Origin of the sequence: Myxococcus sp. AB025B (genome assembly GCF_006518215.1) — a bacterium.
Lineage (GTDB): Bacteria > Myxococcota > Myxococcia > Myxococcales > Myxococcaceae > Myxococcus > Myxococcus fulvus.
On the sequence record NZ_SRLW01000057.1, the window covers coordinates 26059 to 40368 of the forward strand.

The 14310-nt window shown below is 69.6% G+C and carries 9 protein-coding genes and 1 pseudogene; 8 read left to right on the forward strand and 2 right to left on the reverse strand.

Annotation, left to right across the window (positions count from 1 at the left end):
* Positions 1–2 precede the first annotated feature (2 nt).
* Positions 3–2462, reverse strand: a complete 2460-nt coding sequence (locus FL311_RS12215; RefSeq protein WP_141325210.1) for a DNA internalization-related competence protein ComEC/Rec2 — start codon at positions 2460–2462, stop codon at positions 3–5.
* Between the two features lie 191 nt (positions 2463–2653).
* Here FL311_RS12215 and FL311_RS12220 point away from each other — a divergent pair, with 191 nt between their 5' ends.
* Positions 2654–3148, forward strand: coding sequence for a CarD family transcriptional regulator (locus FL311_RS12220; RefSeq protein ID WP_013939202.1), 495 nt, complete (start codon positions 2654–2656; stop codon positions 3146–3148).
* Positions 3149–3220: 72 nt separating this feature from the next.
* On the forward strand, positions 3221–3886 hold the full coding sequence (locus FL311_RS12225) for a hypothetical protein (protein WP_141325211.1): 666 nt from the start codon (positions 3221–3223) through the stop codon (positions 3884–3886).
* Here the strand turns inward: FL311_RS12225 and FL311_RS45025 are convergent.
* Entirely contained in the window at positions 3849–5684 is a 1836-nt protein-coding gene (locus FL311_RS45025; protein ID WP_228556831.1) for an FHA domain-containing protein, read from the reverse strand. The two genes, FL311_RS12225 and FL311_RS45025, sit on opposite strands and share 38 nt — an antisense overlap.
* A gap of 183 nt (positions 5685–5867) precedes the next feature.
* Here FL311_RS45025 and cysS point away from each other — a divergent pair, with 183 nt between their 5' ends.
* The 6 genes and pseudogenes from cysS to FL311_RS12260 form a co-directional block, all read left to right on the forward strand.
* Positions 5868–7349 carry a cysteine--tRNA ligase gene (gene cysS, locus FL311_RS12235; protein WP_141325212.1) on the forward strand — a complete coding sequence of 494 codons (1482 nt, stop codon included), beginning with the start codon at positions 5868–5870 and terminating at the stop codon, positions 7347–7349.
* Positions 7350–7393: 44 nt separating this feature from the next.
* Positions 7394–9091 (forward strand): M28 family peptidase, encoded by a 1698-nt coding sequence (locus FL311_RS12240; RefSeq protein ID WP_194869176.1) that lies wholly within the window; start codon positions 7394–7396, stop codon positions 9089–9091.
* 84 nt (positions 9092–9175) lie between these two features.
* Complete coding sequence (uvrB, locus tag FL311_RS12245) at positions 9176–11278, forward strand: excinuclease ABC subunit UvrB (protein WP_141325213.1); 2103 nt, start codon at positions 9176–9178, stop codon at positions 11276–11278.
* A 12-nt stretch (positions 11279–11290) separates the two neighbouring features.
* Positions 11291–13231 (forward strand): excinuclease ABC subunit UvrC, encoded by a 1941-nt coding sequence (uvrC, locus tag FL311_RS12250; RefSeq protein ID WP_141325214.1) that lies wholly within the window; start codon positions 11291–11293, stop codon positions 13229–13231.
* A gap of 136 nt (positions 13232–13367) precedes the next feature.
* Entirely contained in the window at positions 13368–13886 is a 519-nt protein-coding gene (locus FL311_RS12255; protein ID WP_046712884.1) for a DUF507 family protein, read from the forward strand.
* 71 nt (positions 13887–13957) lie between these two features.
* Positions 13958–14310 (forward strand): annotated as a pseudogene (locus tag FL311_RS12260) (hypothetical protein); the annotation flags it as partial.

Here is a 14310-nt window from a genome sequence, read left to right on the forward strand (position 1 = left end):
ACTCAACGATGGGAATGAGGCTCCCCCGCGGCAAGTCGTGGCGCGGAGGGCTCCGGCTCGCGCGTCAGGTGAGGGACCAGCCGGACTTCCCGCCCATCACTCTCCACCGTGACGGCGCCGTCGATGTCCGTCCGCCAACACTCGCTGCCCAGGGCGCGGTAGCGCGCCTCGACCTCCGGGTGGGGGAAGCCGAAGCGGTTGCGCCGGCCGACGCAGAAGACGACGTGTTGGGGACGCACCCGCTCCAGCAGCGCCTGGGTGGAGGACGTCCGGGAGCCATGGTGGGGTGCCTTCATCACCGTCACCGGGCCCAGACCTTCGGTCAGCAGCTCCTCCGCGTCGTGCTCCATGTCTCCGGGCAGGAGCACCGTGACGTCGCCATGGCGCACGCGCAGCACCACGCTGCGGTCATTGACGCCCTCCAGCAGCTCCCGCTCCGTCGGGCCGGGCGGCCCCAGCACCTCCACCGTCGCGTCTCCCAGGCGGAGCGGCGGATGGCCCGCCTCCACCTCCTCGACACGTGCGCTGCCCGCCGCCTTCACCACCTGCCGTGACAGGGGCCCGCCCTCGTCACCCGCGGGCAGCCACAGGCGCGCGGTGGGCACCTGTCCCAGGGTCGATATCAATCCCAGCGCGTGGTCCGGGTGCGGATGGGACAGCACCGTCAAATCCAACGCGGAGATGCCCTGGTGGCGCAGGTAGGGCAGCACGAAGCGCGTGCCCGTGTCCGCGCCGTTGGGCGCGCCGCCGCCGTCCACCAGCGCATGGTGTCCCCGCGAGCTGAGCACCACGGCGTCGCCTTGCCCCACGGAGAGGAAGGTGACGCGCAGGCCCGGCTGCGGCATCACCCGGGGCACGAGCACGGTGGCGACGAGCGCCGCGGGCGTGAGCCACAGGCCGTGTCTCCACCGCCCCGAGCCCAGGGCCCACACCAGCAATCCCAGCGCATACGGCGCGGCCCAGAGGCCCAGCGACGGCACCTCCACCGAGGCCAGGGGCATGGCCGCGAACACGCGCGTCACCCACAGCAGGGCCTCCGACGCCCACGCGCCCGCCCACAGCACGGGCGTGGCCACGACCGGCGAGATGACGAACAACGCCGCCCCTCCCGCCGCCAGCCCCGTGAGCAGGCCACAGAGGGGCAGGGCGACGACGTTGGACAGGAGCCCCGCCAGGCTCACCCGCCCGAAGGCCGAGGCCACCACGGGCAGCCCCGAGAGCGTGGCCGCGCCGCTGGCGCACAGGGTCTGCGCCATGGTCTCGCGCGACTGATGCCACCACCGCACCCATCGGCGAGGCTCGCGAGGGTCCACGGGTGTCAGGGGCAGCGCCAGCCTCAACGCGGGCACGAGCACGACCAGGCCGAAGACCGCCAGGAACGACAGCCGCAAGGACAGGTCCTCCACGTTCGAGGGCGCCCACAAGCCCAGCACCAGCGCCGCGGCGCTGAGGCCGTTGAGCCCATCCGCGCGCTTCCACCACGCCAGCCCCAACAGCACCACGGTGGCCATCACCGCCGAGCGCACCGCCGGAGGCTGGTTCCCGGTGAAAAGCACATAGGCCCAGACGAAGGGCACGGCCGCCGGGGCCGCCACCCGACGCGCATCCACCATCCGCCACCGCGCGCCCGCTCTCACCAGCAACCGCCGCAGCACCGCGAGCGTCATCAGCGCGAGCGCCGCGACATGCAGCCCGCTCACGCTGAGCACGTGCGCGAGGCCCGCGCGTGAGAAGGCGTCCTCCCACCCTGCATCCAGCTCCGCCCGGCGCCCCGCCGCCAACGTCAGGAAGAGGGCGGCGGAGTCCCGCGACGGCGCCACCCGGTGCGTCTGCTCCGCGAGCCGCTCGCGCGTGTCCTCCAGGCTCCACCGCCACGTCGACGCGAGCGACAACACCAGCACCCGCTCCGCGCTCGTGGACCCGGTGAAGGCCACGCCCTGTCGCCTCCGGACCGAGGAGAAGTCCTTCTCACCCGGGTTGGCCGCCGGAGCGTCCGGGGAGAGCCGGGTCCGCGCCCGGAGCCGCTGGCCCGGCAGCAGCGCCACGGGCGCTCCACGCAACGTCAGGTTCACCTTGAACCGCGCCGGCTCGAGCGCCATCTCCGAGGGGCCCGCCCGGGCCACCACGAGCCTCACGCGCGTGCCGCCCTCCACGGGGTCCACCCGCTCCGCCTCGCCCTCCAGCACCGCCTCGCCGCCGCCCTGGAGGGACGCGGGCACCCGCACCCGGGCCTCCCAGTGCGACAGGCCGGCTCCCGCCATCCAGAGTGCCCCCAGGACCGCCAGGTGAGCACCAGGCAGCCGGGCGAGCGCCAGGCCGGCCAGTCCCAGCAAAACCCCGCAGACCAGAAATAGCTCCGCCGAGCCATCCGTTCCGGGTGACCAGAGAGCGCCCAGCAGCAGGCTCAACGAAGGAAAGAAGAGGGGACGCGTCCCCAGGTCGCGCCAAGCGTAACGTTCCACCCACCACCCCGACCTGCACCGTCCGTCACGCCAGCTCGCACACCGAGCGTCATCGCGTACGAAAACCGACAACGTAGTCGGACGCGTTCTGGGTGGTCAAGGCGTTATCGTTGCCCGTTGATGTGGTTTGTGGTAGTAGTGCCCGGCTTGTTGATGGAAGGCCGGTTGCGAGTCTTTCAAGGAGGCAGTTAGTGCAGACCAGCTTCAAGACTGGTGACAAGGCGGTTTATCCGGGCCAGGGCGTCGGTGAGGTGATGGGTATCGAGCACACCGAAGTGGCCGGGCAGCGCCAGTCGTTCTACGTGCTGCGCATCCTGGAGAACGGGATGCGGATCATGATCCCGATCAACAAGGTCGGGTCGGTCGGCCTCCGGGAGATCATCAGCGAGGAGGATGTGAAGCAGGTCTATTCCATCCTCAAGGAGAAGGACATCTCGGTCGACTCCACCACCTGGAACCGTCGGTACCGGGAGTACATGGAGAAGATCAAGACGGGCTCCGTCTTCGAGATCGCCGAGGTGCTGCGTGACCTCTACCTCCTGAAGGGCGACAAGGACCTGTCGTTCGGCGAGCGCAAGATGCTCGACACCGCGCGCTCGCTGCTCATCAAGGAGCTGTCGCTGGCGAAGGACTGCTCCGAGGAAGAGATCGAGTCGGACCTGAAGAAGATCTTCAACCTGGCCTGATCCGGGCCTCCAGCCCGACACTCCCGCCCCGGGTTCCCTCACAAGGAGCTCGGGGCTTCGTGTTTGTGCGTCATGACTGAGCCGTCATCCTCCTCCGCGTCGGCGCGGGCCGAGCGGGACCTTCGCATCGCCGAGCTGGAGGCGAGGCTCGCGCGCCGTCGCGTGGGCGTCAGGCCGCTGGCCGCGGTGCTGGGCATCGTGGTGAGTCTGGCGCTGCTGGCGATGCAGCGTCGGGAGCTGGCGTATGTCTTCTCTCCGGCCGCTCCGCTCACGTTGGGCGTGGAGGGGGACTACCGGTTCGACGCGCTGGTCTCCAACCGCTACGCCCAGGTGCATGGCATCCCCACGGCTCGCGGCGCCTACGAGCGCGAGGGCGGCGCGACGTACGTCCTGGTGGGCCTGCGCGAGTCTCCGTTCGTGGTGCGCAGGCTCGCGTTGCCCGGGGAGGACTGGGTGGAGGGCCGGCCTCCGCCTTCACCGGACTCGCGGCCCTTCGCCATCCGGGGGCGGCTCCTGGCGCAGGAGGACGCGCCTCGCTACCGGGACGCGCTCGCGTTGTTGAAGGGCATGGGAGAGCTCCAGCCCCACGAGGGCCGGCTGTGGCTGCTCATCGAGGGGGAGCGCCCCGGTGAGGACCGGGGGCGGGTGCTGGTGGCCCTGGCGCTGCTCGCGTTCGCGGTGTTGAACGCGGTGCTGCTGGTCAGGGGGCTGACTCGGCGGTGGTCTCCAGGCGCCTGAGGCCCTCGATGGCGCTGCGGTTGCCCGAGTCGTACTTGAGGGCCTGCTGGAAGGCGGCCCGCGCGGCGCTCGAGTCGTGGGCCTTCACGTGGTCCACGCCGGAGCGGACGTACAGGATGGAGAGCTGCTTGCGCAGCTGCGGCCCCTGGCGGCTCCAGCCCTTGGAGAGCTCCTGGTCGATCTGCGTCGCCAGCGCGAGCTGGGAGATGGCGCGCGCCGTGTCGCCCTTCGCGAGCGCCTTGCGGGACTCGGCGCTGGTGGCCTCGAAGCGCACGAGCTGGGCGTGGAGCGTGTTGAGGCGAGCGCCCTTGGCCAGGTCCATCGCGCCAGCCAGGTCATTGGCTTCGTAGAGGCGCAGGACGTCCGCCTCCGTCACGGGGCCCGTGGGCTTCGACGGCGCGGCCTTGGGGGCGGTGGGTTCGGGGAAGGCCGCCACCTCCACGTCCGCGCTGGCACTGCCCGGCCGGACCGCGCCCGAGGCGATATCGCGAGCGCTCGGACTCGGCGCTGCAACGGTGCTGGCCGACGGCGAGCCCCGACTCGCGCCCGAGGCGATGTCCCGGGCGCTCGGGCTCGTGGATGGAACGGAGCTGCCCGGGGATGCGCCACGGCTCGCACCCGAGGCGATGTCCCGCGCGCTCGGGGTCGGAGCCGCCACCGTATTGCTCGACGGCGAGCGGCCCGCGCCCGAGGCGATGTCCCGGGCGCTCATGCCGGTGGCCGCGACCGGGTTGCCGGAGCCGGCGGCGCGCTGACCGTCTGAGACCTCATCGGTCCGCGAACCCCGCGAGCCGGTGTCCTGCTGTGCGCCCCGGCTGCCATTCCCGGCGATGTCGCGGGCGCTGAGTCCAGCCGGCGACGAGCGGCGCTTCGTGCCCGAGCCTTCCTCCGAGGCGGTCCGCTCGACCTTCGCGGTGCCAGCGTTCTCTCCGCCAGGCCCCTCGTTGGCCGCGCGTCCCGTCACGGCGCGCGCATTGCCCGGGTCCACGAGCAGGGGCGGCTCGGCGTTCGTCTCGCCGCTCGCCGTCGTCGCGCCCGCGTTCGTCGTCGCGCCCTCGGTGGGGTTCACCGTGCGACTCGAACTCAATCCCACGGCCAGCACCGTCACCAGCGCGGCCACGGTGGAGCCCACGCCCGCGGCGACGAGCCCCACGCCCAGCGGCCCCAGCCCTCGCTTGCGAGGCACGGGCGGAGGAAGGGCCTGGGAGATGGCGGGCAGACCCGCGGCGGGCGTGCCTCCCGGGCCGCGCAGCCGCAGCAGCGCGTTGCCCAGGGTGATTTCGTCGCCCGACATCACCTCGACCTCGCCCGTGACGCGGACGCGGTTGAGGAAGGTGCCGTTCTGGCTGCCCAGGTCCTTCAGGAGGAACTGGTCCCCGGTGCGGATGACCTGCGCGTGCCGCCGGCTGATGGACGGGTGCTGCAGCCTCAGGTCCGAGGACGAGGACCGCCCCAACACCAGCGAGCCCTGCTGCACCGGCACCAGCTGCCCGATGCCAGGGCCGCGCTCGACGTACAGGAAGGCCGGCGGGTGACCGGGGTTCGAGTACTCGCGCCCCCAGTCGAACCTGGCCGACAGCTCCCGGTCCGCCTTGTCGCGGCCCTTGCCCGAGCCCTGACGGGGCGCCTTGCGCGGGCCCGCCGGATACTGGGGCACGCGCTGCGGACGTGGGTCATCGGCCTGCAGGGGCGCCACCTCGTCGTCGTCGAAGGGCAGCTCCACCTCCGGCTCCTTCGGCGCCTGCGAACCCGGCGGGCGGGGAGGGCGGGGCGGGCGCTTGGGATTCGGTGGAGCCATGAACACCATTCTCGCTGATTGAGGACCGGCTGGAAGGTTCTCAGGGCCTGGGCGTCCGAAGTTGTCCAGGTCCGATGGTTTCCCCCAGCCCTTCCGGATTCAAGACCCCGTGAATGCTGGCCTGTACAGGGACCGGGAATCTAGAGTGGCGGCCACACGCACAAAGACGGACCTCCAGGAGGAATGGCGCAAGTGACGACTCCCCCCACCATCCGGCTCTTCAACACGATGACCATGCAGAAGGAGCTCTTGCAGCCCTCTGTCCCGGGCTGCGTGGGGGTCTATGTCTGTGGGCCCACGGTCTACAGCTACATCCATATCGGGAATGCTCGCACCTTCACGTCGTTCGACGTGGTGGTCCGCTACCTCCGGTACCGGGGGTTCCAGGTTCGTTATGTCCGGAACTTCACGGACGTGGACGACAAGATCATCAAGGCCGCCCAGGAGACGGGGGAGGCCCCGGTGGCGCTGGCGGCGCGCTACGTCGAGCTCTTCCGCGAGGACGCCAAGGCGCTGCACATGCTGGAGCCGGACGTGGCGCCCAAGGTGAGCGACCACCTGCCGGAGATCATCGGCATCATCCAGAAGCTCGTGGACAAGGGCTTCGCCTACGCGTCCCAGGGCGACGTGTACTTCTCCGTCAGCGCGGACAAGGACTACGCGAAGCTGTCCAAGCGCCACCTGGAAGACCTGTGCGTGGGCGAGCGCGTGCAGCCCGGCGACCAGAAGCGCGAGCCGCTCGACTTCGCGCTGTGGAAGGCGGCCAAGCCCGGTGAGCCCGCGTGGGAGAGCCCCTGGGGCCCGGGGCGTCCGGGCTGGCACATCGAGTGCTCGGCGATGAGCGCGAAGTACCTGGGGGAGACGTTCGACATCCACGGCGGCGCGCTGGACCTCATCTTCCCCCACCACGAGAACGAAATCGCCCAGAGCGAGTCCGCCAACGGGGTGGAGTTCGCGAAGTACTGGATGCACTGCGGCTTCCTGGACCTGGAAGGCGCGAAGATGTCCAAGTCGCTGGGCAACGTGGTGCGCCTGCGCGACGCGCTCCAGCGCGTGGACGCGGAGGCCCTGCGCTTCTTCTTCCTCTCCACGCACTACCGCCACCCGCTCAGCTTCTCCGACAAGGCCCTGGCCGACGCGGAGGCGCGCATGGAGTACTTCTACGAGACCCTGCGCAAGGTGGACGAGCGGCTCGCGGGCAAGGACTTCGGCGACGGGCCGCTGCATGGCGACCCGCACCGCTTCCTCGCCGAGTTCGAGGGCGCCATGGACGACGACTTCAACAGCGCGGGCGGCCTGGGCGCGCTGTCGGGGCTGTTCGGCCTGATGAACGAGCTGACCGACAAGCCGCCGGTGAAGGACAAGGCGCTCGTCGGGCGCACGCTGCGCGCGCTGCGCGAGGACGTGCGCAAGGTGTCCGGCGTGCTCGGCCTGTTCGAGGACGACTCGGGCGCGTGGCTCCTGCGCCGGCGTGAGCGCGCCGTGCGCGAGCGGGGCATCGACGTGGCGGAGGTGGAGCGGCTGCTCGGTGAGCGGACGGCCGCTCGGGCGGCCAAGGACTTCGCCGCCGCGGACCGGGTGCGGACCACGCTGAAGGAGAAGGGCGTGGAAATCATGGATACGCCCGCCGGCACCACGTGGAAGGTGGCGGCCGCGCAGGGCTGAAGGGCTGCGGTGCCCCGGGCCTTCGTGTTAGGGCTCGGGGCACCATGAAGCACCTGCTGTCACTGCTGCTGGCCCTGGCCTCCGCTCCCGCGCTCGCCCAGCGCGCGCCCCTCGTCACGCCCGCCGAGAAGACGGCCGCGGGCACCATCGACCCGGACGTGCTGCGCGCGCACATCCGCTTCCTCGCGCATGATCTGCTCGAGGGACGTGGACCCGGCACCCGGGGCGACGCACTGGGGCAGGCGTACATCGCCTCGCAGTTCGAGGCCCTGGGCCTGAAGCCCGCGGGCACGGACGGCACGTTCTTCCAGCCCTTCGACCTGGTGGGCGTCACCGGCCATCCCCAGACGCTCTCCGTGCGCGCGCCCCTGGGCAGCGCGGAGCTGAAGTTCCACGAGGACTTCATCGCGGTGTCGGGCGTGCAGAGCCCCGAGGCGCGGCTGGACGCTTCCGAGCTCGTCTTCGTGGGCTACGGCATCCAGGCGCCCGAGTACGAGTGGGACGACTTCAAGGGGATGGACGTGCGCGGCAAGACGCTGCTCATCCTCAACAGCGACCCGGAGGATGACCCGCGCATCTTCGGCGGCCGCACGCGGCTGTGGTACGGCCGCTGGGATTACAAGTACGAGCAGGCGGCGAAGGTGGGCGCGGCGGGCGCCATCATCCTGCACACCACGCAGAGCGCCGGCTACCCGTGGCAGGTGGTCCAGTCCTCGTGGACGGGCGAGCAGTTCGAGCTGCCCGCCACCACGGGCCCCCGTCTCCAGGTGAAGGCGTGGACGACGGAGGACGCCACGCGCAGGGTGCTGCAGCTCGCGGGGCGCGACCTGGAGACGCTGCGCGCCGCCGCGCAGTCGCGCGACTTCCAGCCGGTGCCGCTGGGCGTGACGGTGTCCACGCGCTTCGCCAACGAGGTGCGCCGCCGGCCCACCGCGAACGTGCTGGCGATGCTCCCCGGCAGCGACGCGAAGCTGTCCAACGAGGTGGTGCTCTACAGCGCGCACCACGACCACCTGGGCAAGAAGGAGGGCGGCAAGCCGGGCGAGGACACCATCTACAACGGCGCGCTCGACAACGCGGCGGGCGTGTCCGCGATGCTGTCGGTGGCGCGTGCGTACCGCTCGCTGCCCAAGGCTCCGCGTCGCTCCATCCTCTTCGCCGCGGTGGCCGCGGAGGAGCAGGGGCTCTTGGGCTCGCAGTACCTCGCGGAGCACCCGCCCGTGCCCGCGGGCCGCATCGCCGCCAACGTCAACATCGACGGCGCGAACATCCACGGACGCACGCGCGACATCACCGTCATCGGCCTGGGCAAGTCCAACCTGGACGCGGTCATCACGGCGCTGGCGAAGACGCAGGGCCGCGTGGTGAAGGCGGACCAGCTGTCGGACCGGGGCTTCTTCTACCGCTCGGACCAGTTCAACTTCGCGCGCCAGGGCATCCCCGCCGCGTACTTCGGCAGCGGCATGGACTTCATCGGCAAGCCGGAGGGCTGGGGCCGCCAGCAGCGCGAGGCGTGGGAGGCCAAGCACTACCACCAGCCGTCCGACGAGCTGCGCGCGGACTGGGACATGTCCGGCGCGGTGGAGGACGCCCGGCTGTTCTTCCTCTTGGGGGCCCACGTGGCCCGCGTGCCGGAGCTGCCGCGCTGGAACAAGGGCGACGAGTTCGAGGCGGCCCGCCTGGCGGCCTTGAAGGCGCTGGAGGCGCCCAGGACGCCTCCGTCGGAGGGCGCCTCGAAGTAGGGCAGGGGCTGCTCCGTCCGCCGGTCGACGGGCGGGTACAAATGTGCAGTGTTTCCCTCCGCGAGGGTGTTAAACCTCGCGGATATGCCTGAGTTCCAGATCGTCAGCGACCACCAGCCCGAGGGCGACCAGCCGAGGGCCATTGGCGAGCTCACGGAGGGCGTGCAGCGGGGCGACCGCTACCAGACGCTCCTGGGCGTCACCGGTTCCGGCAAGACGTTCACCATGGCGAACATCATCGCCAACGTGCAGCGGCCCACGCTGGTCATCGCGCACAACAAGACGCTGGCCGCCCAGCTCTACGGCGAGTTCAAGTCGCTCTTCCCGAACAACGCCGTCGAGTACTTCGTCTCGTACTACGACTACTACCAGCCCGAGGCCTACGTCCCGTCGACGGACACCTTCATCGAGAAGGACTCGTCCATCAACGACAACATCGAGCGCATGCGCCACTCGGCCACGCACTCGCTGCGCACGCGCGACGACGTGGTGATTGTCGCCAGCGTCTCCTGCATCTACGGCCTGGGCACGGCGCGCAGCTACGTGGACCTGGCGGTGCGCGTGGACCAGGGCGGGGAGATGGAGCGCGACGCGTTCATGCGCCGGCTCGTCGAGGCGCAGTACGAGCGCAACGACATGGACTTCCACCGCGGCACCTTCCGCGCGCGCGGCGACACCGTGGAGGTGTTCCCCGCCTACGAGGAGGAGCGCGCCATCCGCGTGAGCTTCTTCGGCGACGAGGTGGAGCGCATCACCGAGTTCGACCCGCTGCGCGGCGTGACGCTCGGCGCGCTGGACAAGATCGTCATCTTCCCCGCCAGCCACTACGTCGCCGGCGAGGACTCGCGCAGGCGCGCCATCCAGACCATCCGCGACGAGCTGTCCGAACAGCTCGGCACCTTCAAGCGCGAGGGCAAGCTCCTGGAGGCGCAGCGGCTGGAGCAGCGCACCATGTTCGACCTGGAGATGATCGAACAGGTCGGCTACTGCAACGGCATCGAGAACTACTCACGGCACTTCTCGGGGCGGGCCCCAGGCGAGCCGCCGCCGTGCCTCATCGACTACTTCCCGCGCAACCTGTTGGTGCTCATCGACGAGAGCCACCAGACGGTGCCGCAGATCGGCGCCATGTACCGGGGGGACCGCGCTCGCAAGGAGACGCTGGTCAACTTCGGCTTCCGCATGCCCAGCGCGCTGGACAACCGGCCGCTGAAGTTCGGCGAGTTCGAGGAGCTGGTGCCGCAGGTCGTCTTCGTCTCCGCGACGCCGTCCGAGTACGAGCTGCAGAAGTCCCAGGGCGTCGTGGTGGAGCAGATCATCCGCCCCACGGGCCTGACGGACCCGGAGGTGGAGACGCGCCCCGTCGGCAACCAGGTCGATGACCTGCTCGAGGAGGTGCGCGTCCGCGTCAGCCGCAACGAGCGCGTCCTGGTGACGACGCTCACCAAGCGCATGGCCGAGGACCTCACCGAGTACTACGCGGACGTGGGCGTGCGCGTGCGCTACCTGCACTCGGACATCGACGCGATTGAACGCACGGCCATCATCCGCGACCTGCGCAAGGGCGAGTTCGACGTGCTGGTGGGCATCAACCTCCTGCGCGAGGGCCTGGACATCCCCGAGGTGTCGCTGGTGGCCATCCTCGACGCGGACAAGGAAGGCTTCCTGCGCAGCCACGTGTCGCTCATCCAGACCATCGGCCGCGCGGCGCGCAACCTGAATGGCCGCGTCATCATGTACGCGGACTCCGTCACCGACTCGATGAAGAAGGCGCTGGAGGAGACCTCCCGTCGCCGGGACATCCAACGCCAGTACAACAAGGACCACGGCATCACCCCGCGCTCCGTCAAGAGCAACATCACGGACCTGTCCGAGCACCTCTACGACGCCGAGTCCGCCGGCGCGCTGCCCATGGCGGCCGAGGGCGAGGACGACGTGCTCGAGTCGAAGGAACTCAAGCGCCTCATCGAGGAGTTCACCCAGGACATGCACCGGGCCGCCGAGTCGATGGAGTTCGAGAAGGCCGCCGAGTACCGGGACAAGGTGCAGCTGCTCAAGGACATGGACCTGGGCCTCAAGCCCGCGTCGCGCTCGCTGCTCAAGGGCCCGGCGAAGGCCAAGGAGGACGACGCGCCGAAGAAGGGGCGGGGCCGGGGTCGTTCGTCACGGGCGAAGCCGCGCCGCTAGGAGGCGCCTGTCATGGACGTGAAGCTCCAGGAGAAGCTCGACGCCCTCCCCACAGAGCCCGGCGTGTACCTGATGAAGGACCGCCGCGGGCAGATCATCTACGTGGGCAAGGCCATCAACCTGCGCAGCCGCGTGCGCTCGTACTTCACGCGCACGGGGGACACGCGCGTCTTCGTGTCGCTGCTCGACGAGCTGCTCGGCGACCTGGAGACGGTGCTCGTCCACAACGAGAAGGAGGCGCTGCTCCTCGAGAACGAGCTCATCAAGAAGCACCGCCCGCGCTTCAACGTCCTGCTCAAGGACGACAAGCAGTTCATCTCGCTGCGCCTGGACCGCACCCACGCGTATCCGCGCCTGGAGGTCGTCCGAAAGTACGAGCGCGACGGCGCGCGCTACTTCGGCCCGTACTCCAGCGCTGGCGCCATCCGCGAGACGCTGCGCATCATCAACCGCTACTTCCGGCTGCGCACCTGCACGGACCACGTGCTGGCCAACCGCAAGCGCCCCTGTCTGTTGTTCCAGATCGGCCGCTGCCCGGCCCCTTGCGTCTACCCGGTCCCCGAGGACGACTACCGTCGCAGCGTGGACGAGGTCGTCATGTTCCTGGAGGGCAAGGCGAGCGAGCTGGTGGAGGGCCTGCGGCTGCGGATGAAGCGCGCGGCGCAGGACCTGAAGTTCGAGGAGGCCGCGCGGGTGCGCGACCAACTGCTCGCCATTGAACGAAGCCTGGAGCGTCAGAAGGTCGCCACCACGGACTTCAAGGACCAGGACGTGTTCGCCCTCTACCGCGAGGGGGACCGCATCCTGTTCTACGTCCTCTGGGTCCGGCAGGGCCGCCTCAACGGCGGGCAGGCGTTCCCCTTCGGCAGCCAGGAGTTCCCCAACGAGGAGCTGCTCGCCTCGTTCGTGAACCTCTACTACGACCAGGGCAGCTTCGTGCCGGAGGAGGTCCTGCTGCCGCTGGAGCCGGAGGACGGCCTGGCGGGCCTGGAGGGCCTGCTCACCGAGCGCAAGGGCGAGCGCGTGCGCGTCATGGTCCCCAAGCGAGGGGAGAAGCACGAGCTGGTGAAGATGGCGGAGAAGAACGCCGAGCAGGCCTTCATCGAGCGCCGGCGCACCAAGGATGAGACCGACCAGGTGCTCTCCCGCCTCCAGCAGCGGCTGGGCCTGCGCAACTTCCCGCGCCGCATGGAGTGCTTCGACATCTCCCACTTCCAGGGCTCCGCCATCGTCGCCTCCCAGGTGGCCGTGACGGATGGCGAGGCCGACAAGTCCCGCTACCGGAAGTACAAGATCAAGACGCTGGAGAAGCAGGACGACTTCGCCAGCATGTACGAGGTCGTCACGCGCCGGCTCAAGCGCGGCCAGGAGGACGGCGACCTGCCGGACCTGCTCGTCATCGACGGCGGCAAGGGCCAGCTCGCCAGCGCGCACGCGGCCATGAAGGATTTGGGCGTGGACACGGTGGACGTGGTGGGCCTGGCCAAGAGCCGTGACCTGGAGGTTTTCGACCGGGACGCGGAGAGCGCTCGCAGCCCCGAGCGGGTGTTCGTCGTGGGGCGAAAGGACCCCATCGTCCTGGCGCAGAACTCGGCGGAGATGTTCATGCTGACGCGCATGCGGGATGAGGCGCACCGCTTCGCCATCACCTTCCAGAAACAGGTGCTGCGAAAGAGCCGGGTGCGCTCGGCGCTGGAGGACATCCCGGGGGTGGGGGAGGTGCGGCGCAAGGCGCTCCTGAAGCACTTCGGCTCGCTCAAGCGCGTGGGCGAGGCGAGCATCGAGGAGCTGGCGGAGGTCGTCGGTCCGGCGGTGGCGGAGCGGGTCCATGCGGGGCTTCATGGACACCCCGACGAAGAGGCCGAGGACCCCGTCCGGGAGGCGTCCCTGGATGACGCCACCGAACCCTCGCACGAAAAATCACGGGGAGGGTCGCCACCCGGTGCGGCGTGATTATTTTCCGCTGCAGACTGCGGGGGGAAGCGCGCTGGAACCGCGACGTTCCTGGGGTTTTTAATTGCGACTGGGCTCCGCGCTGATTTATAGCGGTTGACGATTCGAGCAGCTCCAAAGAGGGCGAGGGACCGACATGAGGCTGTATCCGAAGGTGATCCCGATCATTTCGCGAGAGACGATTCAACGGCTCATGCAGGATGGGGACATCGAGGTGGAGCCGATGCGCGTGGCGGACGCCGAGATGGACCTTTCGGCCATCATGCGTGAGTACCTCGCGAACGAAGAGCGTGTGAACCAGGCGACGCGCGAGGCGCTGGAGCGTCGCGGATACGACCCCTCCAAGTTCAACCAGGTGAAGCGCGAGATGGCGGACGTCCGCGGCTTCAAGATGGGCGACGAGGGCATCGAATACGTCATCAACCAGATGATCGAGTTCTTGCTCATCAGCCGGAACGTCGAAGAGGTCTTCTCGGCGGATAACTCGCTGCGTCAGAAGATCCACGTGGTGATGAAGAAGCACCTGGACGTGGACGAGGACATCGACAAGGAGGCGCGCTCCCGCCTGAAGCACCTGCAGGAGGGAACGAGCAGCTTCGAGATCGAGTACAACAAGACGGTGGAGCAGATCCGCCGCGCTCGGGGCCTCATCTAGTCTTCTTTGGAGAGAGGGGACTGTCGTTCCCCGCTCCGCTGCCTACCTTGTTGCACAAGGAGGCAGCGTCGATGGCGGGACCTCTCACCACGCTTCTTTTGTCCGGAGTACTGGCCGCCGGGCCAGGCGGGTTCACGTTCGAGGGCCGGGAGGCCAGCGCGGGGACCGAGCGACCGGACGGCTTCTTCATCCAAGGACCCTTGCCCTTCACGGACCTGGCCGAATCCGGCACGGGGAGCGCCGAGCTCACCGTGGAGGACCGGGTGGACCTGGCCCAGGCCACGTACGGCGACAAGGCGGCCTTCCAGGCGACGTTCCGGCTGGGGAACACCGAGTACCGGGTGGAGCTCGCCCAGGCCGGTTTCCCGCCCGCCCAGGCCCGCTCCCAGGCCTCGGCCAGCTTGCCCCCGCCACCCCGCCACAC